The following is a 24,217-nucleotide window of genomic DNA, read 5'->3' on the forward strand; positions in this document are numbered from 1 at the left end:
ACGTGCACCCGTAATGACGACCCGACCGTATCGGAGTACTCCCCTTGGGATATCCAGAATACAAGGAGCCTCCGGTGCTCCCTGTGGATCAGCCGACAACCACAGGTGCGCCGCGCCCAGGTCGCGACGCACCCATGGAGGAGGCGATCAGTTCAGCGTGAACGTCACCGTCGCGCTGTTGCCCGCGACATCCTGGACGATCAGTGTGTTCTCGCCCTGGACTGCGCCGAAGACGCCGGGCTTCACGTAGTTGATGTCGGACCAGGTGTTGTCGGAGAGGTCCTTCACGACCCCGTTGAGGGAGACCTGCGAGACCTTGCCCGCATCGAAGAGCTTGAAGCTCACGAGGTCGTAGACCCCCGCGGAACCCGCCGTGAACGACGCCCCCTCCTTGACCGTCGCGGTCGGAGCGGTGGCGTCGATCGTCACCGCGAAGACCCCGGTCTGCGCGATGTTTCCGGCGAGGTCCTCGGCGTTGTACTTCACCGTGTATTCGCCGTCGGGCAGCGTCTGGGTCGTCTCGTGCACGCCGCTCGTCGCACCGTCGATCGCGGACTGCGTGCTCTTCACGAGCGTGCCGTCCTTGTAGATGTTCGCGACGATGCGCTTCAGACCGATGTCGTCGGTCGCGTCGACGCGCAGCGTCAGCGCGGGCATCGGACCTGCAGCGGTCGGCGCGACGAGGGTCGCCACCGGCTTCGTGGTGTCGACCGGAGCAGCGTCCTGGCCGAGGGCCACGCGATCGACCGCCCAGAACGCACTGTTGGTCCCGGTGTAGTGGAACCGGAACTGCGCGGTCTGCGCGCCGGCGGGCACGTCGAAGACCAGACGCTCCTCGGCATTCGTGTTCGCCGTGTACGCCTTGAGCGACTGCGCGTCGCCGCCGTCGAAGCTGACGAGGACCTCGGCCGACTGCGGCCCGTCGATGAAGTAGTTGGTGGCATACGCCAGAGTCGCCGTGGAAGCACCGGTAAGCGGGTATGCGGGGCTGAACAGGGTCGAGTCGAAGGCGCCCCCCGCATGCGACTTGTCGTCCCACTCATCCGAGTCGGCCACGGCGAAGACGTCGCGGACACGCACCGACGTCTCCCGACGCTGCCCCAGCTCGACGTTGGTCCAGAAGTCGTCGGTGGCGAAGGACCAGCCGGCCCATTCCCTCACGCCGCCGGAGGGCATGAGGGAGTTGTCGATGCTCCACCCCTCCGGTGCCGCGTGCGTCCAGCCGAGGACATCCGCTCCGGGGCGGGTCTCGTCCGCGCGGGTCTGCAGCTCGGGGCGGAGCGCGTCGAAGGCATCGGGCGCGAGGTCCGATACGGCCGTGCCGTCCAGCGCCCAGGCCGGGTCCGCGGCGATGCCGACGGTGGAGAGGACGGTGGGGGCGACGTCGGTGATCTTGACGTCGTGGCGCACACCGGGCTCGATGCCGGGTCCCGCCGCGATCACGAACACCTTGCGCTCGGCCGGGCTGCTCCCGCCGTGACCACCGGTCGGAGTGTGGCCGTGGTCCGCCGTGACGACGATGGTCCACTCCTCATCCGCAGGGCGGGCATCGACCGCGGCGAGGATCTCGCCGATCTCGCCGTCCGCCTTCGCGAGTGCCTGTGCGTACGCGGCACCGTTCGTGCCCGTGCTGTGCCCTGCGCCGTCGACCTCGTCGAGGTGCACGAACACGTCGTCGGCGCCGCCCGCGATCGCCTCGACCGCCTTGGCCGTCGTGCCGACATCGTTGCCGCCCTGGATCCGCGAGTCCACGGCAGACCCGAAGACCGTGGTCGCGATCGGGGACCACGTCGCCACGACCGCCGTGGAGCGCTCCGGCTGCGCCGCCTCGATGCGCGTCAGGTAGTCGGGGTAGAGGTCGTACCGAGGTGCCGTGAAGTTGTTGTCGACGACGTTGTGCTTGTCGGGCCAGACGCCCGTGGCGATGGTCGACCATCCCGGTCCGGAGATGGTGCCGGCCAGCGGCGTGCCGCAGAGGTTGCTGGACGAGACCATGCCGCGCTCCCTCAGTGCGTCGAGGTTCGGCATGTCCGCGTCATCGAGGAAGTCGAACGATGCGCCGTCGATGCCGACCACGAGGGTCTTGACGGTGGTCGCGTCGGCGGCAGCCACGGCGGGCGCGGCCGCCAGCGGGGACAGGAGGCATGCGGCCGCAGTTGTCAGCACAACTGCACGCTTGCGATACGAGGGCATTTGATCTCCGAGACGTTGGTTTCGCGGGCATGGTGTCGTCCATGCCCGGAGCCAGTCTCGAACCCGGCGCATCTGCCGCCAATGGATCTCGCGAAGATGTCAATACAAGTTGGCGCACCGTTTACTCATGGCCACCCATGTAGGTACCCATCTTCGTGAACGACAGCCGGTCAGATCAGCTCGCTCACCAGCTGCTCGATGCGCCTGCGGATGTCGTCGCGGATCGGCCGCACCGCGTCGATCCCCTGGCCGGCCGGATCATCGAGCTTCCAGTCCTCGTAGCGCTTACCCGGGAAGAACGGGCACGCGTCGCCGCACCCCATCGTGATCACGACATCGGATGCCTGGACGGCCTCGGTCGTGAGCACCTTCGGCGCTTCCGCCGTGATGTCGATGCCGAGCTCCGCCATCGCCTCGACCGTGATCGGGTTGATGGCGTCAGCGGGCATGGATCCGGCCGAGCGGACCTCGATGCGGTCGCCGGCGATGTCACGCAGGAACCCCGCGGCCATCTGCGAGCGTCCGGCGTTGTGCACGCAGACGAAGAGGACGGAGGGGGTGGTGTTCGTTTCGGTCATGGCTGCTCCTGGTGCGAGGGGGTCAGGGAAAGAAGGTCATCGACGAGGGTGCGGACCCGCGCGGCGATGTCGTCGCGGATGGCTTCCACACCGTCACGCGAAGCCAGGGCGGGGTCGCCCACAGCCCAGTCGTCGTAGCGGACGCCGGGGATGATCGGGCAGACGTCGCCGCAGCCCATGGTCACGACGACGTCGGCCGCGCGGACCGCGTCATCGGTGAGCGGTTTCGGGAAGCGCTGACCTGCCGCATCGCCCTCGATCTCGGCGAGAAGCGAGCGCACATGCGGGTGGATGACATCGGCCGGGCTCGATCCCGCCGAGCGCGCCACGACCTTGCCGCCGGCGAGCTTGTTGACCAGCGCGGCGGCGAGCTGCGAGCGTCCGGCGTTGGCGACGCAGACGAACAGTACCTGGGGGACGGATGCATCGCGATCGCGGGTGAGATCGCTCAGACGCTGCCGGGCGAATCGCTCGGTGAGCGGCACCAGCGCCGAGGTGACTCGCGCGGAGCGAGCGAGGGACGTGTACGACTCGCGCACGATCGAGAGCACGACGTCCGAGTCGAGTGCGGGGACCTCCGCCGCAAGCTCCTCGGCGAGGCGGGTCACCCGCGCATCGAAGTCCGGTCGAAGTCCGTCGTCGACGGCCGCGTCCTCCCCCGGCACGGAAACCGTGGCCGGAGCGAAGGAGTCGAGCAGCGCGGTCACCGCGCCGCGTCGGTTCGGATTGATCCGGTACCAGACCCAGGTGCCACGACGCTCCGAGGTCAGCACGTCGACGTCCTTCAGGACCTTGAGGTGATGCGAGACTGTCGGCTGGGAGACGTCGGCGAGCTCCGCGAGATCGCAGACGCACGACTCACCGCGGGGGTCGGAGGCGATCGCGGAGAGCATCCGCAGACGCAGCGGATCGGAGAGCGCCTTCAACGTCGCGGCCACTGACGAAGCCGCTTCCAGGCCGATCGCGTGGGTGGCGACGGGACTGCATGCCTCGGTTGTGGTCTGCTCAGCCTCTTGAATCGACATGTGTCTATATTGACACTCATCGATATTAGGGGCAACCCGTCGCGCGAGAGTTCACCTACCGGACATCTGCCCGGCGATCGGCGTCCTCAGCCGACGGGGACAGGGCGCGCGCCGATCTGCAGCACGGATGGCGCGGGAGCGGCGCAGCATCCGCTCGCTCCCTCGTCGAACCCGCCCGCACCTCCGCAGACACCGGTGTCCGGCAGCACCAGCTCATTGCGGGCCGCGGACTCGTGATCTCCGGCGAGGTGCGCGACCACGCTCCGCACCTGCTCGAAACCCGTCAGCGCGAGGAAGGTCGGCGCGCGCCCGTAGGACTTCGCTCCGACGACGAACAGACCCTGCTCCGGCTGCGCGAGCTGACGCGCTCCCGTCGCCGACACCGAACCGCAGGAGTGGATGTTCGGATCGATCTCGGCGGCGATCCCGGCCACGGCCTCGAGCGCCGGGTCGAGATCGATGCGGAGCTCCCGAAGCAGCTCGGCGTCAGGACGGAAGCCGGTGAGCGCGAACACGTGAGCGGCATCCGTCACCTCGCGCCCGTCCTCGGAGCGGATGGCGAGCGCACCGCCCTGATCCCGGAACTCCGCGACACGGAATCCCGTGACGACATCGACCATGCCGGATTCGATCACCCTGCGAGCACGTACACCGAGCGCCGCCCGCTCGGGGAGCTCGTCTCCCGCGCCGCCGCCGAAGACGTTGGTGGCGCTCCCCCGCCGCAGCAGCCAGGTCACGCGCGTGCCGGGTGCACGACGGGCGAGTTCGCTCAGCCGCAGAACGGCGTGGGTCGCGGAATGCCCGGCCCCGATCACGACCACATGCGCACCTGCGAATGCGGAGACGTCGTCGGGGATCCGATAGGAGATGAGATCAGCCGATGCGTTCTCGCCCAGCGCGGGATAGCCGTCCGCACCGGCCGGATTCGGCTGCCCCCACGTGCCGCTGGCGTCGATCACCGATCGGGCGAGGATGCGTGCCTCGACACCGTCGACGTTGCGAGTGTGCACCACGAACGGCTGACCGCGGCGTCCGCCGTCAACGACCTTGTCACGCCCCTGGCGCGCGACACCGGTGACGGTGACGCCGTAGCGCACACGCTCTCCCAGGGCGCCGGCGAGCGGCGCGAGGTATCCGTCGACCCACTCCGCGCCAGTCGGGAACCCGACGGTCGGAGCGGACCACCCCGACGGCTCGAGCAGGCGGCGAGCGGCCGCATCGGTGAGTTCGGGCCAGGAGGAGAAGAGGCGCACATGCCCCCACTCCGAAACGGCGGCCGCTGCCGCGTCTCCACGCTCGAGCACGATGGCGTCCAGCCCTCGTTCCGTCGCATGCGCCGCTGCGGCGAGTCCCTGCGGCCCCGCTCCGATGATCACGACGGGCAGTTCATCCATGACATCTCCTCAGATCGAAAAACTTCAATACGAAGACCATCCCCCACCTATCGAAGAATGTCAATACGTGGCAGACTAGCGGAGTGAGCCTGCCCCTGACCATCGAATCGAACTCGTGCTGCGTCCCCCGTGTCACCTCCACCGCCTCCGTCGAAGACGCGGAACGAGCAGCGCGCGTCTTCAAGGCGCTCGGCGACCCGACGCGCGTTCGGCTGCTGTCGCTCATCGCCGCAGGCGAGGGCGGGGAAGCGTGCATCTGCGACCTCACCGAACCGGTCGGACTCTCGCAGGGCACGGTCTCGCACCACATGAAGCTGCTCGCGGAAGCAGGTCTCGTCACGCGCGAGCAGCGCGGCAAATGGGCGTACTTCGCCCTCAACGGCTCAGTGCTCGACGCCGCGGCCGACGCGCTGCGCACGACCTGACGCGGGCTGCGCCCCGGGATCGACCTCGAAGTAGAGATGGGCGTGCAGTGCGCACCTCTCGTTGAACGCCGCGCCGCACTCCGGACACGACGACGACACCAGGTAGTCGGCGATCGCCAGCTCCTCGCCGCACGCTCCGCACAGCACCGCCTTGGTATCGCGCTCCCCGACGCCCCACTGTCGCGCGGGGTGCCCGGCGGCCTCCGCATGACAGAGGTGGCACGGGTAGTACTCGCCGCAGCAGGCGAAGCGGATGGCGACGATGTCGACGGCGGTCCGATAGTGCACACATCGCGTCATCTCGTCGACGACGGCTCCCCGCACCACCGGGCGACTAGACATGATGATCACGACCCTCGATCAGTGTGGCAAGAGCGTCGAGCGTGCGCGCGAGCCCGAACGCCCAGGCCTGGCTCGCACCCCACGCGCCACCCTGCGCCTCCCCAGCGGCTGCACCGATGCGCACCGCCCGAGGATAGGCGTCGGGGTCGAGGGCGCGCGCGAGGATCGGCTGGTTCGCGGACCACCACTGCTCGTCGCTCATCGCCGTGTCGGTGACCGCCCGCGCAGCATCGTGCGCCGAGCGGCAGTGGGACTGGACGAAGCCGAGAAGATAGGAGAGCGACGCGTCGACGTCGATGTCCGAGAGTCCGGTGCCGTCGAAAGCGGCGAGCTCGTGCTCGTACTTCGCCATCACGCCGGGCCCGAGCGGCGGCCTGCTGAGCGCGGCGACCTCAGTGAGCCACGGATGCCGGGTCAGCAGCTCGCGGTTCGCATGGGCGATCTCGGTCACCCGTTCGCGCCACGGTCGGTCACCCGTGTCGGGCCTCGCCATGCCGGCGTAGAGCGCGTCGACCATGAGGTCGAGGAGCTCCGGCTTGCCGGGCACGTACGTGTACACCGACATCGGCGAGATGCCGACGCGCTCGGCGACCGCACGCACCGTGACTCCGGCGAGTCCCTGCTCGTCGGCGATGCCGAGCGCCGCGTCGACGAGGCGCCCCACGGCGACGGAGCGTGCCGGCCCTCTCCGCGGCGCCGCGGGCTCACCCCAGAGCAGCGCGAGGGTCCGGCTCGGCTCTCCTGCACCCGTGCGATCGGCATCCATGGGAATGATCTTGCCATATCTGCGTTATACGTCGTACATTGTACGTCGTACAGTGTTATCGATAGGAGCAGTCATGCAGTTCACCTCGACAGCCATCTCGCTGAACGTGCCCGACGTCGACGCCTCGGCCGAATGGGCGCAGAAGCACCTCGGCTTCTCGGTCGCGATGGCGGCCGACGGATTCTCGTCGTTGCAGCATCCGGATGCCGGGATCAACCTGATCTACCTGCGCACGGGCCTGTCGACGTTCAAGCCGGCCTCGGCCGCCGTGAATGCCGCCGGACTGCTCGTCGTCTTCACGGTCGACGCCATCGACGACGACTACGCCCGCCTGCAGCAGGAGGGTGTCACCATCGTCACCCCGATCGAGACCGAGCCCTGGGGCGAGCGCTACTTCCAGATGACGGATCCGAACGGCGTCGTCTACCAGCTCGTACAGTGGGTCGAGCCGACCGAGGGGTACACCAGCTGACCCTCGGTCACGGCGCGTACTGCGGCCCCAGGACGGAGAGCAGCTTCAGCTTGTCGTGGCTCTCCGATCCCGGGACCGCGGTGTAGACCAGCAGCGCCTGCGAGGACCCCGGATCGATCAGGCTCTGACAGGACAGATCGAGGGCGCCGAGCTCGGGGTGGATGAACCGCTTGGTGTCCTGCGGGCGCAGCCCGATCTCCTGCCGATCCCAGAGCACCCGGAACTCCTCGCTCTCGTCGCGAAGTATCCGGCAGAGCTCGGCGGCACGCGATTCCGGGCCGTTGCGCGCCATCACCTCGCGCAGGCCGGAGACCCAGAGTCGAGCGAGGAACGCGTGGTCGCGCGGGTCGTAGAGATCCCGGGAACGCGGATCCGTGAACCACCGGAACCCGATGCTGCGCTGCGGACCGGTCAGCCGTGCCGTGTCGCCGGTGAGAGCGACGCCGAGCGCGGTCTGACGCAGCGTCTCCCCCAGCTCCGTGACCACCTCGGCCGGTGTGTCCTCCAGCCGGTCCAGGATGCGCAGCATCCCCGGGGAGACATGGTCGCTCTCCACACCGCGAGTGGGAGGCCGATGGCCGGCCAGCCGGAACAGGTGGTCGCGTTCATCGACCGAGAGATGGAGCCCCTGGGCGATCGACGCGATCATCTGCTCCGACGGCAGCGGGCCGCTGCCGCGCTCGAGGCGCGCGTAGTAGTCGGCGGACATGTGGCTGAGCGCCGCCACCTCCTCGCGCCGGAGCCCCTCGGTGCGCCGGCGCTGCCCGCGAGGCAGACCCACGTCCTCCGGCTGGAGGACGTCGCGCCGCATCCGGAGGAACTCCGCCAGCCCCACCCTGTCGATCCCCATGCGCACGGCATCCTCTCGTCGCTGATGATCCTGACATGCCTGTGCTCCGGCATCCACTGATCGACGAGTCCTGGATAGCTCGCCGCGCACCGATCAGGGTGGAGGAGAACTGAAGGAGCACACTCATGCCGCGCAAGATCGACATCACCGTCCCGTCGCTGACCGGGCGCCGCGCCGTCGTCACCGGAGGGAGCGACGGCATCGGCCTGCGGATCGCCACCCGCCTCGCTCGGGCCGGCGCCGACGTCGTGCTGCCGGTCCGCAACCTCTCCAAGGGCGAGGCAGCGGCCGCAGGCATCCGCGACCAGGTTCCCGGCGCCGAGATCACGCTGCTGCCCCTGGATCTGTCGTCGCTCGCGTCGATCGCCGCGTTCGGCGACAGCATGCGCGAGGACGGCCGCCCCATCCATCTGCTGATCAACAACGCCGGCGTCATGACCCCACCCGACCGGCAGCTCACAGCCGACGGCTTCGAGCTCCAGTTCGGAACGAACCACCTCGGCCACTTCGCCCTCGTCGGGCAGCTGCTGCCGCTCCTGCGTGCAGGCAGGGCCCGCGTCACCTCGCAGGTGAGCATCGCCGCGAACTCGGGCTCCATCCACTGGGACGACCTGAACTGGGAGCAGTCCTACAGCGGCGCCCGCGCGTACAGCCAGTCCAAGATCGCCTTCGGGCAGTTCGCGCTCGAGCTCGACCGGCACAGCGAGGCACAGGGCTGGGGCATCACGAGCAACCTCGCCCACCCCGGGATCGCACCCACCAGCCTGCTCGCCGCGAGGCCCGAATTGGAGCGTGGGCAGGACACGGTCAGCGTGCGCATGATCCGGTGGGCGTCCGCACGCGGCATCCTGGTCGGCACGCCGGAATCGGCCGCTCTCCCGGCCCTCTACGCCGCGACCTCTCCCGACGCACGCCGCCGTGCGCTCTACGGCCCGCTCGGGATCGGCCACCTCGGAGGCGCTCCCGCCGAGCAGCGGCTGTACTCGCGCCTGCGCAGCGAGGAGGAAGCGCAGCGCGTGTGGCAGGTCTCCGAGGAACTCACCGGGGCGCGGATCACCGGCGCCTGAGCCGATCGAGACTGTGAACCCGTACAGCTAGGGGGCGTAACGTCCGATCATGAACGCACAAGTGAAGATCGCGGGGCACAGCCCCGAACCGCTGGGTCACGGATCCGCTCCCGTCGACGCGCCTTCTGGGTCGCCGACGATCGTGCAGACGCCCGACCCCCACGCCGCCCTCACAGCGATCGACGACGACGAGGCACGCATCTCGGACTGGGCGGAAGAAGGCGGGCCCGCCCGCGACTAGGGCGACACCCGCGAAGAGGTCATCATGGACGACATCCGTCCGACCGTCCGCACCCGTCCGCGCGACAGCGCGACCCGCACGCCGAGCACCTTCACGGAGCTGGCGCAGGCCGTGCGCGAGCGCGGACTGCTGCGCCGCCGCTACGGCTACTACTGGTCGAAGCTCGTGGGCGCGCCGCTGGTGCTCATCGCCTGCATCTTCGTGTTCGTCTGGATCGGCGACACCTGGTGGCAGCTGTTCACCGCGGCTGTGCTCGCGATCGTGTTCACCCAGATCGCGTTCCTCGGCCACGACGCCGCCCACCGCCAGATCTTCGTCTCCGGACGCTGGAACGACTGGGTCAGCCTGATCCTGGGCGACCTGCTCGTCGGCATGAGCTACGGCTGGTGGCAGCACAAGCACACGCGACATCACGCGAATCCCAACAAGCTCGGCGCCGACCCCGACATCGAGCTGCCCGTCATCGCGGTCACGGCCGAAAGTGCGGCACGGCATCACAGCCCGCTGGTGTCATGGCTGCGCGCGCATCAGGGCCTGATGTTCTTCCCGATCCTCCTCTTCGAGGGTCTGTCGCTCCACGCCTCGAGCGTTCGACGCGTGTTCACCCGCGGCCGCCTCGAACGACGATGGGTGGAGATCGTCTTCCTGGCCGTGCGGATGATCGGCTACCTGGTGCTGGTGTTCCTCGTGCTCTCCCCGGGCATCGCCTTCGTGTTCCTCGCCGTGCAGCTCGGACTCTTCGGCTTCTACATGGGCATCGCGTTCGCGCCGAACCACAAAGGGATGCCGGTGGTCCCGCGGGACATGACGCTGGACTTCCTGCGGCGCCAGGTGTTGATGAGCCGCAACGTGAGCGGCAGCCGGTTCGTCGATGTCCTTCTCGGCGGGCTGAACTACCAGGTCGAGCATCATCTCTTCCCCTCGATGCCACGCCCTCACCTGCGTCGCGCGGCTCCCGTGGTCGAGGCGTACTGCCGCGAGCTCGGGGTGCCGTACACCAGCATCGGCCTGTTCGCCTCGTACGCGATCGTCGTCCGCTACATCAACCGCGTAGGGCTCGGCGAGCGCGACGTGTTCAGCTGTCCCCTGATCGAGCAGCGCAGTCACGTGTAGCCGCTCCCGTGGCCGGTGTGGCGGGTGTTTCGCTCTTGAACCCGCCCCAACGGCCACGGGAACACCAAGATGGACGTATGACAGACGGGTACGAGGCGGAGTTTCTGGGAGCTGCGGTTGCCTTGCCGGAGCCGGCGCGGGAGTTTCGCACGCTGGAGTATCCGCGGTTCACCGTGCTGCTCGACCCTGCGCGACGGCTGGCGAGCGTCACCGCGGTGAACATCGACGGGGCGCAGCTCCGCGACCTCGCCAGGGAGGGCGAGTGGCGGCTCGACCCACGGATCGATGCCGACGAGCAGACCGGCCCCGAGGTCTATGCGCGCAACGACCTCGACCGCGGGCACCTGGTGCGCCGCCGCGACCCGGGCTGGGGGGACGCGGCCGAGGCACGGGAGGCGATGGAGGCGACCTTCTTCTACCCGAACGCCGCGCCGCAGGCCGCCGGCTTCAACCAGTCGAAGGAGCTGTGGCTGGGCCTCGAAGACCACGTGCTCGCCTATGCCGAGACGACAGATCAGCGGCTCAGTGTCTTCACGGCGCCGGTCCTCGCCGACGACGATCCGCCGTACCGCGGCATCCGGATCCCGCTGCGGTTCTGGAAGATCGCCGCCTGGCAGGATGCCACGGGTCTCCGCGCAGCGGGATTCGTCCTCGATCAGACCGAGCTCGTCGACACCAGCGAAGGGCTGCTGGCAGCCCCTCCGCTCGGGGCCTTCCGCACCTTCCAGGCGCCGATCGCCGACATCGCGGGCATCGCCGGTATCGAGGTCGGACCGCTCGTCGACGCCGACGTGCTCGATCGAGCCGACGTGCGGGCGAGTGAGTGGCGCGCGCTGCACTCGGCGCGCGACATGATCCTCTGACAGGCAGCCGAACAGACGTCAGCCCTGGCGACCCTTGAACCGGGGGTTGACCTTGTTGATGACGAAGACGCGTCCCCGACGGCGCACGACCTGGGCGCCGGGCTGGTTCTTCAAGGACTTGAGTGACGCACGAACCTTCATGATGATCTCCTTATTGATAATGTTTCTCAATAACAAGGTACGGTGGCGAGGAGCGCCCGTCAAGAAGAGAGCAGATCGTTCATGGAACACCCCCTCATCGTCGCCGGCATCTGCGTGCCGGAGCGACGACGGTACGCGGCCGCCCTCGCCGAGATGACGGCCAGACGTCTGGTGCGGATCTGGGAGCGTCCTCGCGTGCGTCGGGAGGACCACGATCCGATCCCGTCCGAGCGGTCGCTCGGGAGCGGTGAGCTCTGGCGGTTCGTGGCGGACATCGGGACGGAGATCGACCTCCCGCACCTCGATCTCGCGACGGACCCGCGGATTCCGGTCGTGTGCGTCGTGGACGCCCTGCACCTGTTGGAGGACCTCGCCGACCGGCATCCGCTCATCGAGGCTGCTCGCCCTGGCGACGACCGAGGCGACGTGGGCGCTCGCGCACGTCGCGCGGTGTCCTTCATCGAAGGTGCGACGCTGATCTCGTTCGTCAACTGGGAGACGGTCGACACCGCCCGCCTGGCCCTCGTGATGACGATCGCCTCCCACCTCAATCCCGCCGCCCGTGTCCGCCTGTCGCGCGGACCAGCAGACGACATCCGCGCTCTGACGTCGGGGCCGCAGGTGTCGCCGCCGCTGCTGGAGAGAGCGGGCTGGGTGCACATGCTCAACGACGAGCACGATCCGCACATGACCGACGCACGAGTGACGACGCTCCGCTACGAGCAGCCGCGCCCGTTCCACCCCGCGAGGCTCGCCGCCGCGCTGGACGACATCGAGTCCGGGCGCCACGGTCACATCCTGCGATCGGCAGGGTTCTGCCGTCTCGCGACGCGGGCGAGCGTGCTCGCACGCTGGGATCACGTCGGCTCCGCGATCTGGCTGGATCCGCTGTCGTCGGACCTCGATGCGGCGCCGACCGCGCAGGACATCGCCTTCACCGGTCTCGGCATCGATGCGCACATGCTCCGCGCCGCCCTCGACGATGCGGCCGTCACCGATGACGAGCTCATGGCCGGCCCGATGGCGTGGCTCGACTTCGAGGACCCGCTTCCGACGTGGCCGTCGATCGTCGAGGAGAGGCCCTGAACAGTCGAGTGTCGGTCGACGTCTCAGATCTCGGCTGCCTCAGGCTTCGGCCGATGCCGCCTGGTCGGCGCTCGCCGACTCCGTCGCGACCCAGCTGGCGAGCATCTTGAGCTTCTCTTCGGATGCTGTGCCGGGCTCGGCCGTGTACGTCGACATGCGCAGCCCCGGGTCGGACGGCAGCTCGAACGCCTCATAGACGAGCTCGATCTCTCCCACGACCGGATGCCGCAGCCGCTTGACCCCTCTGCGGTGATAGCGCACATCGTGCGCGGCCCACAGTGTGCGGAACCGATCGCTGCGCGTCGAGAGCTCGCCCACCAGATCGGTGAAGCGACGGTCGAACGGGTTGCGACCTGCCTCACCGCGCATCGCCGCGACGAGCTCACGGGTGACGCGGTCCCAGTCGGGGTAGAACTCGTGCGCCGCCGGATTCAGGAAGGCGAAGCGCACGCTGTTCGGCGCGGGATCGGTGAAGTGCGGCGAATACAGCGCCCTGCCGAGCGCGTTCGCGCCGAGGTAATCGAAAGAGCTGTTGCGCACCAGCGCCGGCGCCTCGGTCATCGCATCGAGCAGGCGCTGGATGCTGGGGCGGATCGCCTCGGCCTTCTTGCGCGGCTTCCTGACCACGGGTGACGCGTTCGCAGTACGGGCGAGGTCGAAGAGGTGCGCGGTCTCCGCGTCGTCGAGCTGCAGCGCCCGGGCGAGAGAATCCAGCACGCTGTCGGACGCCCCGGAGAGGTCACCGCGCTCGAGGCGCGTGTAATAGTCGACGCTCACCCCGGCGAGGAGAGAGACCTCCTCGCGCCGGAGTCCCGGAACCCGGCGGTTGCCGCCGAACACGGGGAGCCCTGCCTTGTCGGGGGTGAGTCGTGCGCGCCTCGTGGAGAGGAACTCGCGCACCTCGCTGCGGGTGTCCATACTCCGACGGTACGCCCCCGTAGCGCGGGAAGGGAGGTACCACCAGGCCCTCCCACTCCGCCGCATCCGTCCGCACACTGGATGTATGACCGTGAATCCCAGCAAGGAGCACCACATGCGTGGAGTCATCATGCACGGACCCGGCGACGTCCGGGTCGAAGACCGCGAGAAGCCGACCATCACCCGCCCGACGGATGCCGTCATCAAGCTCGCCGCGACCTGCATCTGCGGCTCGGACCTCTGGCCGTATCGCGGCGTCGACGGCGTCGATGCCGCGCCCATGGGACACGAGTACGTCGGCGTCGTCGAGGAGATCGGCGCAGACGTGAAGAACGTGAAGGTCGGCGACTTCGTCGTCGGATCGTTCATGGCATCCGACAACACCTGCGAGATCTGCCAGGCCGGATACCAGTCGCGCTGCGTGCACGTCGTCCCGATGGGCGGCATCGGCACCCAGTCCGAGTACGCGCTCATCCCCCACGCCGACGGCACCCTCGTCGCCACCCCCGGTCAGCCCGACCCCGACCTCATCCCGTCGCTGCTCGCCGCATCCGACGTGCTGGGCACGGGCTGGTTCGCGGCCGTCGCCGCCGAGGTCGGTCCCGGCAAGACCGTGGCCGTCGTCGGTGACGGGGCCGTCGGGCTCCTCGGCATCCTCGCCGCCGCGCAGTTGGGCGCCGACCGCATCATCGCGATGAGCCGTCACGCCGACCGCCAGGAGCTCGCACGGAGGTTCGGCGCCACCGACATCGTGGAGGAGCGCGGCGACGCCGGTGTGGCGAAGATCAAGGAGCTGACGAACGGGCTCGGCGCGCACTCGGTGATCGAGGCCGTCGGCACGCAGGAGTCCATGATGCAGGCGATCCGCTCGACGCGGGCCGGCGGGCACGTCGGCTACGTCGGCGTCTCGCACGACGTCGCCCTGCCCGGCGAAGAGCTGTTCTTCTCGGGTGTGCACCTGCACGGCGGTCCGGCTCCTGTGCGGCGCTTCCTGCCCGAGCTCATCCAGCTGATCTGGGATCGGAAGATCGATCCTGGCGTTGTCTTCGACCTCACGCTCCCTCTCGAAGAGGCGGCCGAGGGCTACAAGGCCATGGACGAGCGCCGCGCCACCAAGGTGCTCCTCACCGTCTGAACAGGAGGACCGTGAACATCGAACCCCGCATCCCGACCGTCAAGAACCCGCCGGAGCAGTTCACCGGCGACGTCTGGCTCGACCCGATCATCGTGCCGCACGATGCCGACCAGCGGATGTCCGGCGGGCTCGTGCGCTTCGCGCCCGGTGCCCGCACGGCCTGGCACTCGCACGCGCGCGGCCAGTACCTGCGCGTGACCGAGGGCACGGCGCTCGTCGGCACCCGCGACGGGCGGGTCATCGAAGCCGAGCCGGGTCAGACCGTGTACACGCCGCCCGGGGAGGAGCACTGGCACGGCGCGACGGCGGACTGCTTCATGCAGCATCTCGCGCTGCTGGAGGGCGCCGACGACCCCGCCGACACCACGACGTGGCTGGAGCACGTGTCGGACGAGGAGTACCGGAGGCGCTGACGGGCGGGCCCGACCTGCAAGAATCGGCTCACTTCCGACACATCCCCATTGAGCGGGACCGTCGGACCGCCGTGAGGAGTGTCATGGGTCGTCGACCATCCGATGCTCAGGCGTGGTTCACGAGGGAAGTCGCGACGTTCGTCGACCCCGTGTATCGCTACTTCCTTCGACGGGCCGCACAGCAGGATGCCGACGACCTGACCGCCGAAGTGTTCGAGATCGCCTGGCGTCGGTGCGACGACATCCCATCCGAGTGGGTGCTGCCATGGCTCTACCGCACGGCGGGTCACGTTCTGGCCAATCATCGGCGCCGCACGTCGCGGCTCCCCGTGCGCCTCACGGACGAGCCACCACCCTCGGAAGACCATGCGGCGCGGATCGCAGATCACGATGGCCTTCTGCACGCGCTGGCCGATCTGTCTGAACGCGACCGCGACATCCTGCTCCTGCACGCATGGGAGGGCTTGAACGGCGAAGAGCTAGCCGGAGTGCTCGAGATCTCCCGATCCGGCGCGCAGGCCGCGCTGTCGCGCGCACGGGCCCGGCTCCGCGATGCATGGGACGCGTCCGTGCAAGATGAGGGCACCCGTCGACAGTGACTCAGTAGGCGAATACTTCGAAAGACGAGGCGCATCATGATCGACGACACCCCCGGCGATGAGATTCGTGCATTGGAGTCCGCAGACCCTGTAGCGGCCGTCACCGCATCCACGGAGCTGCACGACCGCATCTCGCGTATTCCCATGGCGAGCACCCGCCTACCGAAAGGCCGCGGAAGGCCGCGATGGCTCGCGCCACTCGCCGCATCCGCGGCAGTCGTCGCCGCCATCGGGGGCGCGTACGCCTGGGGTGCGGGCGGTACCGCCTTAAGCCCGCCTGCTACGCCCATCGCGGTGGAGACAGGAACGCCGGCTGACCCCGCGAGTCCGATACGCCTCGAGGCCGACTTGTCGGGAGGCGCACTGTCACAATCTGTCGAAATGCAGGTCGGAGGTCGAATCGAGCCCTCCGTCGACGTGGGGTTCGGATGGGAGCAACCGGCCGGTCGCAATCGGTTCCTCCTCCCGCCCCTCGACGCAGCTTCGACCCAGGCGAACGTGTTCGTGGTCGACCCCGCGACGCAGACGTCGGCAGAGGATACCGGCCGGATGGCAGCAGCGCTCGGTCTCCCCGGGGACGCCCGGCCCAGCGATCTCGACGGCGGTTGGGTCGTCGGCGACTACGCCGGAGCCCACTTCAGTCTGCAGCTGTGGGGCGGGGCGTACTTCCAGAGCGGCATCCCCGACGCACTCTCGGTGTGCGAGAGGTCGGCCACGGACCTCCACGGTCGCGACAAGATGAACGACGATGGAACGTGGGCCTTCGGCCAGGAGATGATCCGGTGCATGGCCGAGACTCCTCTACCGAGCGACGATCTGGTGAACGAGTCGGTCAGCTTGTTCCTCTCAGCGCTCGGTATCGACGAGTCTGCGACGCATATCACGGTGACTCCCGACGGCTCGGCGCGAATGACGACGGCAACGGCTGCCCTGCTCGTGGAGAACAATGTCACGGAGATCGTCGCTCGGGTAACGGTCTCAGCGCAGGGGATCATGTATGCGTCAGGTCCCACCGGCGAGATCGTGTCGCTCGGCGCGTACACCGTGGTCAGCCCCGCCGAAGCAGGTGACAGGCTCAGCGATCCGGCGTTCTCGGCACGCATGGTGTCCTCGCCGGACGACCAATCGGTTCCGCTGACGCCGCTGGCTGCTCCGCCCGAGGCGCCCAAGCCGGGTTCTGCCGTGCCGTGGCGGGTGCATGACCGCGAGGTCGTCTCGGTCCGTCTGGGGCTCGCTCTTCTCCTCGACGACGTGAATCTGCATCGATATCTTGTCCCGACCTATGAGTTCACCGCCTCAGACGGCAGCGTCTGGAGTGTCATCGCACTCGCGGAGGACGAGCTGGACACGACAGGCTCGGGATAGAACTCTTAGGCTGTCGGGATGAACGAAGCGCTGGACGAGGGACCGTTCTATCACGGCACGAAGGCCGATCTGCAGGAGGGCGATCTCCTGACGGCGGGCTTCCGATCGAACTACCGCCCGGAGATCGTGATGAACCACATCTACTTCACCGCCCTGCGGGATGGCGCGGGGCTGGCCGCCGAGCTCGCGGCGGGTGACGGAGAACCACGCGTCTACCTCGTCGAACCCACCGGGCCGTACGAGAACGACCCGAACGTGACCGACAAGAAGTTCCCCGGCAATCCGACCCGCTCGTACCGCAGCACCGAGCCGATCCGGGTCGTGTCCGAGGTGCTCGACTGGACCCGCCTGACGCCCGAAGCACTCGCGACCTGGCGGGAGACGCTCGCGGCGATCCGCGCCGACGAACGCGGCGAGATCATCAACTGAGTGCGACGACGACCGGTGCCGGACCATTGCCGCCGCGATGGCGGCATGAGAGGCTTTCCGTCGTGACCATCTGACAGCGATCCCCCTCCTCCCCACGCCGTGGGTGAGTCGAACGATCCTGCGAACAGAAGGTTCACCATGTCATCCCCTGACCACACCGGCGTCGAGCCGGCCTTCACGATCTCCACGCTCATCGTGCCGGAGACCATCGACTCCCCTGATGCCGCGGACTTCCTCGGCATGGCCGAGGTGAGAAGCACCGTCGAGGCCGAGCAGCGCGGAGCCCCGGGCGAGCTCTTCACGGCAGAGGAGATGCTGCCGAACTGGAAGGACGAGAGCACCGAGATGCTCGGGTTCGTCGCCAAGGTCGAGGGCAGGGTCGTCGCGCGCGGCAGCCTGGCGCTCCCGGCCGATGCGAGCGAATGCTGGGCCTCCGTCGCGGTGCTTGCTGCCCACAGGAACCGGGGCATCGGCTCAGCGCTGTACGAGCGCCTCGAGCAGACGGCCAGGGCCCGAGGTCGAACCACGATCCAGAATCAGACGAGCTTCCTTGCGATCGCGACGGCGACGGACACGGGCGACAGCATCTCTGCCCCGACCGGCTTCGGATCCGTGCCGGCAGAGCTCCCCTCGACGCGCTTCCTGCGGAACCGCGGCTTCTCTCTCGAGCAGGTCGGTCGGTTGAGCGGCCTCGCACTGCCCGTCGATGAGGAAGCCTTCTCGGCCCTGCTCGCCGAGACGACCGCGGCAGCCGTCGGCTACCGTACGGTGACGTGGCAGGGCCGGACGCCGCACGAATGGATGGAGAGCATCGCCCTTCTGCGCACCAGGATGAGCACGGATGCTCCGAACGCCGGAATCGAGCAGAGCGAAGACCTCTGGACGACCGAGCGTGTGGGCGCGTTCGACGATCTGTGGGAGACGAGCCCTCGCATGCTGCTCACGACCATCGTGGTCGACGAAGCCACGGAAACGGCGGCGGGTTACACCGAGCTCGATGTGCCGCCGGAGCCCGATCGATCCGTGGAACAGCGCGACACGCTGGTGCTGCGAGATCATCGCGGTCGCCGCCTCGGGATGCTGTTGAAACTCGCCAACATCCGCGGGCTCCGCGACGGGTTCCCCGATCACGGCCTCATCGAGACGATGAATGCCGAGGAGAATCGCCACATGCTCGACGTCAACGAAGCAGTCGGATTCGTGCCGCTGTCGTACGCCGCCCGATGGAAGAAGGTCCTCGGGCGAAAGTGACGGCTGTCGTCGTCACCGGCCCGATGTCAGTCGTCCGCCGGCGTGCGCGTACGCCGCTCGCCACGCTCGGTCGAACTCCCGTCGACTGATCACGCCGTGTCTGCAGGCGAAGGCGGCATCCTGCAGAGCTTCCGCGATCGTGTCGAGCCGGCGCTGATGTGAACGCTCTTCGGCGGTCTCCTCATGCAGGCCGGACCGGCTCGCTGCCAGCGTCACGGTGCGCTGACGGATGCCGCGCGCACGGCGCGAGAGCGAGATGCCGACCGGGAGGAGTGCCGCCGTGAGCACCAGCGCGGCGAGCAGCGGTGGCACTCCGACGGCGCAGAGGCCCACCCAGACGACGACGCCACCGCCGAGCGCGAGCGGCGTGAAAAAGCGGTTGGCCTCGGCGAGGTGCCGCTCCGCGTCGGTGGAGTCCGGCGGATAGATGGCGAGCACGGACGCGACCGTGCCGTAGTGGCTCACCGTGCGTGAGACATGGCCCCAACGCGGCACCGACGGGCTCGCGGCGGGGACGGCAGGGGTGGAGGCTGTGAATCGAGGACGATGGACGAGGGACATGTCCCCCACATTCCTCCGCGCGGACCTCGGATGCGCGGATGCAGACGGAACCCATACGGCCCCGCCCCGTTTCCATGCGAGAAGGCGACGCCGTTGCGGAGAACGTACTAATCCCGGCGGGGTGGGGACGGATGCCCGTCGTCTTCGATGCTGAGCATCCGCAGACGAGTGGTGCTTCTCCGCTGACGCGTCCTGCGGAGGCGGGCGGCTCGTCGACCCTGCCGACGGCCGGCGATGAGCTGCACGTACAGCGTCGCGACACCGGCGATCAGGAGACCGGCGAGATTGACAAGCAGCTGGATCGCGGAGCCGCGCGCCTCGTCCCAGGCGCCGACGGCGAGCGTGAGCCCGATGGTCCCGACCGCCGGCACCGTCGTGATCGAGATGAACACCCCGACGAGGGCCGACGACTTGGCCGTGGTGAGCGAGAGCACGCCCGCGATGCCCGCGAGGATCGCGATGACGAACGACCAGGCGTCCGGAGCGACGATGAACTCCGTCGCGGGGCCGGTGGTCGCCTGCTCGTACGTGATCACGCCCGTCGAGTAGAGAATCGCCCAGATCGCCCAGGCGATGGCGGCGCACGCGGCAAAGCCCCCGAGGAGCGTTCCGAGGGCGGGAGCGACGATCCCGCGGCGTCGGCGGACGATCGCGTAGGAGATGGCGGCCAGCGGTGCGAACTCCGGACCGACGACCATCGCACCGATGATCAGGATCGGCTGGTCGAGCAGACGACCCACCCCCGCGATGAGCGTCGCGAGCAGCAGGAAGACGAAGAACGAGACGGACGGATGCGCATCTTCCTCCGCCTTGCCGGCGAGCTGAGCCCAGAGCACGCCGTCGGCGGGGTGTCCGGGCGCGAGAGTCTCAGCCCGGTCGGCGGCATCGGAGACCACGACCAGAGGTTCCGAGACGACGATGGCGCCCTCGGCGGGGATGCCGAGGTGCCGCAGCGAGCGCATGATGTTGTTCGCGTTCTCCCTGGTCATCTCGAACAGGATCACGTCACCGCGTCCGTCCATCGCGGCCCCGGGGAGGACGGCCAGCCCACAGACCGTGGGGTCTCCTGAAAGAGTCTCCTGCGCCTGATCAGAGAGAGCCTGGGTGACGCTGACGCGGACGGAGAGCATGCAGCTATTCTGCTCGGTGTCAGCCGATATCGTGGAGGGATGAGCCGCCCGGAACCCCGTCCCCTCCTCGGACTCGTCGGCGCATTGCTGTTCTGGGGCGGCCTCTGCTTCAGCATCCTCTTCGGTGCGGTGGGCGTCTGGCTCCTCGCGACCGGATCTCAGCCGTCATGGATCCTGCTGGCCGTCACCGCCGGAGTGTGCCTCGCGGGTCTCGGGGTCGTGAAGTGGAGCGGTGTGCCGCTGAGCGAGGCGATGCTGCTCTGACAGGATCTCCGCCGGGCGCAGTCCACTAGCGGCGCCGAACGCGCCTGCTCCGCGCATCCCCGTGCGCGAGACGCCGCACGAACGTCAGCGTCGGATGCCGGCCTGCAGTGATGCGTACAGGCGCATCAGCTGTGGGACCACGAGGTAGACCGCGACGGGAACGACCACGATCGTGAGGACGAACGCGCGGAGCACGGGGTTCCATCCCTCGGAGAACGGTGCGATCGCGAAGAAGCCGAGCGTCACGAGCGGGAAGATCGCGAGCCAGGTGATCACGGCGCGGACATGCACGGACGGAGGCTTCGTGATGGCATGGTCGGCGGGGCGTGTGGCGGGCTGAGGGTTCGACATGGTCTGTCCTTCGATCGGGTGACTGCGCGCGGCTTCAGCGGCGCAGGCACCACCGTGGCAGTCGGCGGCACGGTAGTGGGAATTCCGTTGCCGAAACAGGGAACGAGGTGCTTGAGTGATCGGATGAGCACCACGCAGCGGATCGAGACGGAACTGAACCAGATCGGGCCGCGGCTTCGACGAGTCCGTCTGGCCAAGGACACCACTCTCGTCGACCTGGCGAGCATGACGGGGATATCGAAGAGCACGCTGTCCAGGCTGGAATCCGGCCAACGTAAGCCCAGCCTCGAGCTGCTGCTGCCGATCGTCGCGGCCCTCGCCGTGCCTCTCGAGCAGATCGTCAGCCCTCCCCGCATCGGCGACCCCCGCGTGGCTCCGAAGACCTCTCGCGCCGACGGACGCATCCTCACGAGACTCTCGGCCAGAGGAGGTGAGCCGCAGGCCTTCAAGATCACGATCCCTGCGACCGAGCGGGAGCCGACCCTGCGCGCCCACGACGGGTACGAGTGGATCTACGTGCTGGACGGTCGCATGAGGCTCGTGCTCGGCGAGCACGACATCGTCATGCGGCCGGGCGAGGTCGCGGAGTTCGACACGAAGAACCCGCACTGGTTCGGGTCAGCCGGGGCTGGCCCTGTGGAGATTCTCAGCCTGTTCGGCGCGCACGGACAGCGGATGCATCTCCGCGCGCGCACCACTCCCGCGAAAGCCGGCTGACGCTCGCATCCCTCACCGCGCGTCTCCATCGCCGGCTCGTCGGCGCATCCGCCCCGTCTGATGCGCCCAGATGGCGATCTCGACGCGGTTGCGGGCACCGAGCTTGGTCATGAGGCTCGCGACGTGCGTCTTCACCGTGCTGATGGTGATGTACAGCTCGCTCGCGATCTCCCCGTTGCTCAGGCCTCCCGCGACGTTCGCGAGCACCTGCTCCTCGCGCTCTGTGAGCGGCTCGACCGGCTGCGGCGGCGGTGCGGTGGGCCGTGCTCCGGCGAACGCCTCGAGCAGCCGCACCGTGACGTTGGGGGCGATCAGAGCATCCCCACCGGCAGCGGCGCGGATCGCCTGGGCGAGCAGCTCCGGTCCGGCATCCTTGAGCAGAAAGCCCTTCGCGCCCGCTCGCAGCGCCGCGAAGACGTACTCGTCGAGGTCGAAGGTCGTGATGACGACGACGGCCACCGGATCGTCCACACCCGGACCAGCGAGCAGGCGCGTCGCCTCGATGCCGTCGACGTCGGGCATGCGGATGTCGAACAGGCACACGTCGGGTCGCAGGCTGCGGGCGAGAGCGACGGCTTCGTTGCCGTCGACGGCCTGACCCACGACCTCGATGTCCGGCTGCGCGCCGAGGATCATGCTCAGCCCCGTGCGCACGAGCTCCTGGTCGTCGGCGACGAGCACGCGGATGGTCATGCTGCCCATCCAACACGAGGGAGCACCGCGGTGACGACCCATCCGCCACCCGGCGCGGGTCCGGCCTGGCAGGTGCCGCCGAGAAGGGCAGCACGCTCCGTCATGCCGATGATCCCGAATCCGGGCGTGGGCGACGTGGCGACCTCTCCGTCGTTCGTCACGCTCAACCGCAGCCCGTCCTCATCCGCCTCCACCAGCACGTCAACGCGCGAGATCTGCCGGGCGTGACGGAGGGCGTTGGTCACGGATTCCTGCGCGAGGCGGAAGACCGCGGCAGCCACAGGCGGCGGGATGCTGCCGTCGTCGCCCGCGACCTTCACGGCGACGGCCACACCGCCCGGCCTCGTTCCGGCGAGCTGCTCGATGTCGCCCAGACTCGGACTGGGCGCGAGCTCCGCCGTGTCGCCCTGTCGCAGCACCCGCACCATGGAGCGCAGTTCGCTCAGGGTCTTGGCCGCCTCCGCCTCGATCACGCCGAGTGCGTCCTCTGCCGCTCGGGGGTCTCGCGCCGCCATCACCAGGCCCGCCTGCGCCCGGATCGCGATGGCCGAGACGTGGTGGGCGACCGTGTCATGCAGATCACGGGCGAGATGTTCGCGTTCCCGCATCCGGATGCGGTCGAGGCCGCGCTGCCGGGATCCGGCGCGATAGCGGAAGGCGACGCCGAGCAGCACCACCGCCAGCAGCAGCGCGAATCCGCCGATGAGATCATCGAGGCCTTCCCCGCGGACGAACGTGAGGCCGAGGCTCGCCAGGAGGACGGCCGACCCGATCACGAGGTCGCGACCCGACCCCCAGCGATAGAGGGCGTAGACGTTCACCATGACGAAGAGACTCGTGTAGAGGGTCGAGTCGGGCAGCAGCAGCCCGAGCGGCACCATCACGATGACGAGCATCACCAGCGGCCGCGTGCGGCGCCACAGCACCGTCGGGAGTACGGCGAGCAGCACGAGCACCGAGAGCAGCGGCTGCTGCAGGTCGGTCCGGAAGATCCCCTCGACCACAGCCAGCACGGCGACGACGGCCACGAGAACCCCGTCCCGCCACACCCGGCGCGGCGGAGGAGGCACGGCGCTCGGCGCCCTCCACGCGGAACGCCAGAGCCCGGTCACCCCGTCAGGATACAAGCGCACCTCGATCCGACACGCGGCTCATCCGCCGGCCGGTCCTTCGGCGGATGAGCAGCTCTGCCACGGCGCTGTTGATCACGAACGCCGTCGCGACCAGCCAGGCTTCCCCGAACGCGTCGACGTCGCCGAGGGGGATCGTCCACAGCGCGAACACGAGCGCCTGGGTTCCGCCGGAGACGGCGATCGCGTAGGCGCGGGTCATCCATGCACCGTGCGCAGCGAAGTCGCGGCGCGTGATCGCGATCACCGCCCGCACCAGGAACACCGTCATCGCTGCTGCGAAGACGAGGCGAACCATCGCGAGCGGGAGCTCCTCGAGGCGGCCGCCGAAGAAGACCGCGAGCCAGATGGCGGACAGCGCCGCGATGAAGGCAGCGGGGATCAGGACGCGGCCGGCGGCACGATGCCAGCGATGCCGGGTTCGCAGTGCCGGAGAGAACTGGAACGCGCCGAGAACGCAGAACACGGTCATCGCCACGATGTGCGCGATCAGCGCCGCTGTCGAGACGAGGGGAAGTGAGCCCCCGGGGGTGGCGCTCACTTCCCCGAGGCGGAGCACACCGCCGAGCACCGGGAGCGCACTCAGCAGCAAGAGGCCGGTGATCGCCGGCCATCCGCTCTTCGGACGCCGCCGCTGTTGCACGGCCGGCGGGCGGTTGACCTTCATCTGTTGCGACATGTCTCGATGCTCGTCGCCTCACGAGG

General features: G+C 68.7%; 30 protein-coding genes. 15 read left to right on the top strand and 15 right to left on the bottom strand.

Features of this window, described 5'->3' with window-relative positions:
• Positions 1-147 precede the first annotated feature (147 nt).
• The 4 genes from ABD648_RS08015 to ABD648_RS08030 all read right to left on the bottom strand — a co-directional run bounded on the left by ABD648_RS08015 (position 148) and on the right by ABD648_RS08030 (position 5,190).
• The gene (locus tag ABD648_RS08015) at positions 148-2,166 is read right to left on the bottom strand and encodes an alkaline phosphatase family protein (protein ID WP_282214436.1); all 2,019 of its coding nucleotides are present in this window, start codon (positions 2,164-2,166) and stop codon (positions 148-150) included.
• 197 nt (positions 2,167-2,363) lie between these two features.
• Positions 2,364-2,771, bottom strand: coding sequence for an arsenate reductase ArsC (locus ABD648_RS08020; protein WP_282214437.1), 408 nt, complete (start codon positions 2,769-2,771; stop codon positions 2,364-2,366).
• Complete coding sequence (locus ABD648_RS08025; protein WP_282214438.1) at positions 2,768-3,796, bottom strand: metalloregulator ArsR/SmtB family transcription factor; 1,029 nt, start codon at positions 3,794-3,796, stop codon at positions 2,768-2,770. The genes ABD648_RS08020 and ABD648_RS08025 overlap by 4 nt, the downstream gene beginning before the upstream one ends.
• An 86-nt stretch (positions 3,797-3,882) precedes the next feature.
• Positions 3,883-5,190, bottom strand: a complete 1,308-nt coding sequence (locus ABD648_RS08030; RefSeq protein ID WP_282214439.1) for an NAD(P)-binding domain-containing protein — start codon at positions 5,188-5,190, stop codon at positions 3,883-3,885.
• Between the two features lie 83 nt (positions 5,191-5,273).
• Here ABD648_RS08030 and ABD648_RS08035 point away from each other — a divergent pair, with 83 nt between their 5' ends.
• The gene (locus ABD648_RS08035) at positions 5,274-5,615 is read left to right on the top strand and encodes an ArsR/SmtB family transcription factor (RefSeq protein WP_282214440.1); all 342 of its coding nucleotides are present in this window, start codon (positions 5,274-5,276) and stop codon (positions 5,613-5,615) included.
• Here the strand turns inward: ABD648_RS08035 and ABD648_RS08040 are convergent.
• Together ABD648_RS08040 and ABD648_RS08045 are read right to left on the bottom strand one after the other, a co-directional pair.
• On the bottom strand, positions 5,574-5,957 hold the full coding sequence (locus tag ABD648_RS08040) for a CHY zinc finger protein (RefSeq protein ID WP_282214441.1): 384 nt from the start codon (positions 5,955-5,957) through the stop codon (positions 5,574-5,576). The two genes, ABD648_RS08035 and ABD648_RS08040, sit on opposite strands and share 42 nt — an antisense overlap.
• A complete protein-coding gene (locus ABD648_RS08045) occupies positions 5,950-6,723 on the bottom strand; it encodes a TetR/AcrR family transcriptional regulator (RefSeq protein WP_282214442.1) in 774 nt (257 codons plus the stop codon). Before ABD648_RS08045 ends, ABD648_RS08040 begins: the two co-directional genes overlap by 8 nt.
• A 73-nt stretch (positions 6,724-6,796) precedes the next feature.
• On the opposite strand from ABD648_RS08045, the gene ABD648_RS08050 reads away from it, so the two are divergent.
• Positions 6,797-7,195, top strand: coding sequence for a VOC family protein (locus ABD648_RS08050; protein ID WP_282214443.1), 399 nt, complete (start codon positions 6,797-6,799; stop codon positions 7,193-7,195).
• A 7-nt stretch (positions 7,196-7,202) separates the two neighbouring features.
• Here the strand turns inward: ABD648_RS08050 and ABD648_RS08055 are convergent, their stop codons facing one another.
• Complete coding sequence (locus ABD648_RS08055; protein WP_282214444.1) at positions 7,203-8,045, bottom strand: helix-turn-helix transcriptional regulator; 843 nt, start codon at positions 8,043-8,045, stop codon at positions 7,203-7,205.
• A gap of 125 nt (positions 8,046-8,170) precedes the next feature.
• Between ABD648_RS08055 and ABD648_RS08060 the strand changes: the two genes are divergently transcribed.
• The 4 genes from ABD648_RS08060 (at position 8,171) to ABD648_RS08075 (ending at position 11,329) form a co-directional block, all read left to right on the top strand.
• Positions 8,171-9,112, top strand: a complete 942-nt coding sequence (locus ABD648_RS08060; RefSeq protein ID WP_282214445.1) for an SDR family oxidoreductase — start codon at positions 8,171-8,173, stop codon at positions 9,110-9,112.
• A gap of 49 nt (positions 9,113-9,161) precedes the next feature.
• Positions 9,162-9,353, top strand: coding sequence for a hypothetical protein (locus tag ABD648_RS08065; RefSeq protein WP_282214446.1), 192 nt, complete (start codon positions 9,162-9,164; stop codon positions 9,351-9,353).
• A 24-nt stretch (positions 9,354-9,377) separates the two neighbouring features.
• Positions 9,378-10,466 carry a fatty acid desaturase family protein gene (locus ABD648_RS08070; protein WP_282214447.1) on the top strand — a complete coding sequence of 363 codons (1,089 nt, stop codon included), beginning with the start codon at positions 9,378-9,380 and terminating at the stop codon, positions 10,464-10,466.
• Between the two features lie 77 nt (positions 10,467-10,543).
• Positions 10,544-11,329, top strand: a complete 786-nt coding sequence (locus ABD648_RS08075) for a DNA/RNA non-specific endonuclease (protein WP_282214448.1) — start codon at positions 10,544-10,546, stop codon at positions 11,327-11,329.
• A gap of 18 nt (positions 11,330-11,347) precedes the next feature.
• On the opposite strand, the gene ykgO is transcribed toward ABD648_RS08075, so the two are convergent.
• Entirely contained in the window at positions 11,348-11,470 is a 123-nt protein-coding gene (gene ykgO / locus ABD648_RS08080) for a type B 50S ribosomal protein L36 (protein WP_282214449.1), read from the bottom strand.
• 81 nt (positions 11,471-11,551) lie between these two features.
• Between ykgO and ABD648_RS08085 the strand changes: the two genes are divergently transcribed.
• Positions 11,552-12,556, top strand: coding sequence for a GTP-binding protein (locus tag ABD648_RS08085; protein WP_282214450.1), 1,005 nt, complete (start codon positions 11,552-11,554; stop codon positions 12,554-12,556).
• Positions 12,557-12,595: 39 nt separating this feature from the next.
• Here the strand turns inward: ABD648_RS08085 and ABD648_RS08090 are convergent, their stop codons facing one another.
• Positions 12,596-13,474, bottom strand: a complete 879-nt coding sequence (locus tag ABD648_RS08090) for a helix-turn-helix domain-containing protein (RefSeq protein WP_282214451.1) — start codon at positions 13,472-13,474, stop codon at positions 12,596-12,598.
• Between the two features lie 115 nt (positions 13,475-13,589).
• Here ABD648_RS08090 and ABD648_RS08095 point away from each other — a divergent pair, with 115 nt between their 5' ends.
• The 6 genes from ABD648_RS08095 to ABD648_RS08120 all read left to right on the top strand — a co-directional run bounded on the left by ABD648_RS08095 (position 13,590) and on the right by ABD648_RS08120 (position 18,666).
• On the top strand, positions 13,590-14,609 hold the full coding sequence (locus ABD648_RS08095) for a zinc-dependent alcohol dehydrogenase family protein (protein WP_282217522.1): 1,020 nt from the start codon (positions 13,590-13,592) through the stop codon (positions 14,607-14,609).
• Positions 14,610-14,620: 11 nt separating this feature from the next.
• On the top strand, positions 14,621-15,022 hold the full coding sequence (locus ABD648_RS08100; RefSeq protein ID WP_282214452.1) for a (R)-mandelonitrile lyase: 402 nt from the start codon (positions 14,621-14,623) through the stop codon (positions 15,020-15,022).
• An 83-nt stretch (positions 15,023-15,105) separates the two neighbouring features.
• Positions 15,106-15,621: an RNA polymerase sigma factor gene (locus tag ABD648_RS08105; RefSeq protein WP_282214453.1), complete on the top strand. Its 516-nt coding sequence runs from the start codon at positions 15,106-15,108 to the stop codon at positions 15,619-15,621.
• 36 nt (positions 15,622-15,657) lie between these two features.
• Positions 15,658-16,986: a hypothetical protein gene (locus ABD648_RS08110; RefSeq protein WP_282214454.1), complete on the top strand. Its 1,329-nt coding sequence runs from the start codon at positions 15,658-15,660 to the stop codon at positions 16,984-16,986.
• An 18-nt stretch (positions 16,987-17,004) separates the two neighbouring features.
• Positions 17,005-17,415, top strand: a complete 411-nt coding sequence (arr, locus tag ABD648_RS08115) for an NAD(+)--rifampin ADP-ribosyltransferase (RefSeq protein WP_282214455.1) — start codon at positions 17,005-17,007, stop codon at positions 17,413-17,415.
• Positions 17,416-17,553: 138 nt separating this feature from the next.
• The gene (locus ABD648_RS08120; RefSeq protein ID WP_282214456.1) at positions 17,554-18,666 is read left to right on the top strand and encodes a GNAT family N-acetyltransferase; all 1,113 of its coding nucleotides are present in this window, start codon (positions 17,554-17,556) and stop codon (positions 18,664-18,666) included.
• A 12-nt stretch (positions 18,667-18,678) separates the two neighbouring features.
• Here the strand turns inward: ABD648_RS08120 and ABD648_RS08125 are convergent, their stop codons facing one another.
• On the bottom strand, positions 18,679-19,227 hold the full coding sequence (locus ABD648_RS08125; RefSeq protein WP_282214457.1) for a DUF6611 family protein: 549 nt from the start codon (positions 19,225-19,227) through the stop codon (positions 18,679-18,681).
• Between the two features lie 107 nt (positions 19,228-19,334).
• Positions 19,335-20,357 carry a DUF389 domain-containing protein gene (locus tag ABD648_RS08130; protein ID WP_282214458.1) on the bottom strand — a complete coding sequence of 341 codons (1,023 nt, stop codon included), beginning with the start codon at positions 20,355-20,357 and terminating at the stop codon, positions 19,335-19,337.
• 39 nt (positions 20,358-20,396) lie between these two features.
• On the opposite strand from ABD648_RS08130, the gene ABD648_RS08135 reads away from it, so the two are divergent.
• The gene (locus ABD648_RS08135; RefSeq protein WP_282214459.1) at positions 20,397-20,621 is read left to right on the top strand and encodes a hypothetical protein; all 225 of its coding nucleotides are present in this window, start codon (positions 20,397-20,399) and stop codon (positions 20,619-20,621) included.
• A gap of 84 nt (positions 20,622-20,705) precedes the next feature.
• Here the strand turns inward: ABD648_RS08135 and ABD648_RS08140 are convergent, their stop codons facing one another.
• The gene (locus ABD648_RS08140) at positions 20,706-20,972 is read right to left on the bottom strand and encodes a putative antibiotic biosynthesis monooxygenase (protein WP_282214460.1); all 267 of its coding nucleotides are present in this window, start codon (positions 20,970-20,972) and stop codon (positions 20,706-20,708) included.
• A 123-nt stretch (positions 20,973-21,095) separates the two neighbouring features.
• On the opposite strand from ABD648_RS08140, the gene ABD648_RS08145 reads away from it, so the two are divergent.
• Positions 21,096-21,689 carry a helix-turn-helix domain-containing protein gene (locus ABD648_RS08145; protein WP_282214461.1) on the top strand — a complete coding sequence of 198 codons (594 nt, stop codon included), beginning with the start codon at positions 21,096-21,098 and terminating at the stop codon, positions 21,687-21,689.
• A gap of 12 nt (positions 21,690-21,701) precedes the next feature.
• Here ABD648_RS08145 and ABD648_RS08150 read toward each other — a convergent pair whose 3' ends face one another.
• The 3 genes from ABD648_RS08150 to ABD648_RS08160 are packed head-to-tail and all read right to left on the bottom strand — an operon-like array spanning position 21,702 to position 24,191.
• Positions 21,702-22,382 carry a response regulator gene (locus ABD648_RS08150; RefSeq protein WP_282214462.1) on the bottom strand — a complete coding sequence of 227 codons (681 nt, stop codon included), beginning with the start codon at positions 22,380-22,382 and terminating at the stop codon, positions 21,702-21,704.
• Complete coding sequence (locus ABD648_RS08155; RefSeq protein ID WP_282214463.1) at positions 22,379-23,494, bottom strand: sensor histidine kinase; 1,116 nt, start codon at positions 23,492-23,494, stop codon at positions 22,379-22,381. Before ABD648_RS08155 ends, ABD648_RS08150 begins: the two co-directional genes overlap by 4 nt.
• Positions 23,495-23,498: 4 nt before the next feature.
• Positions 23,499-24,191, bottom strand: a complete 693-nt coding sequence (locus tag ABD648_RS08160) for a DUF2306 domain-containing protein (RefSeq protein WP_282214464.1) — start codon at positions 24,189-24,191, stop codon at positions 23,499-23,501.
• Positions 24,192-24,217 lie beyond the last annotated feature (26 nt).

This window comes from Microbacterium luteolum (assembly GCF_039533965.1).
Taxonomy (GTDB): domain Bacteria; phylum Actinomycetota; class Actinomycetes; order Actinomycetales; family Microbacteriaceae; genus Microbacterium; species Microbacterium luteolum.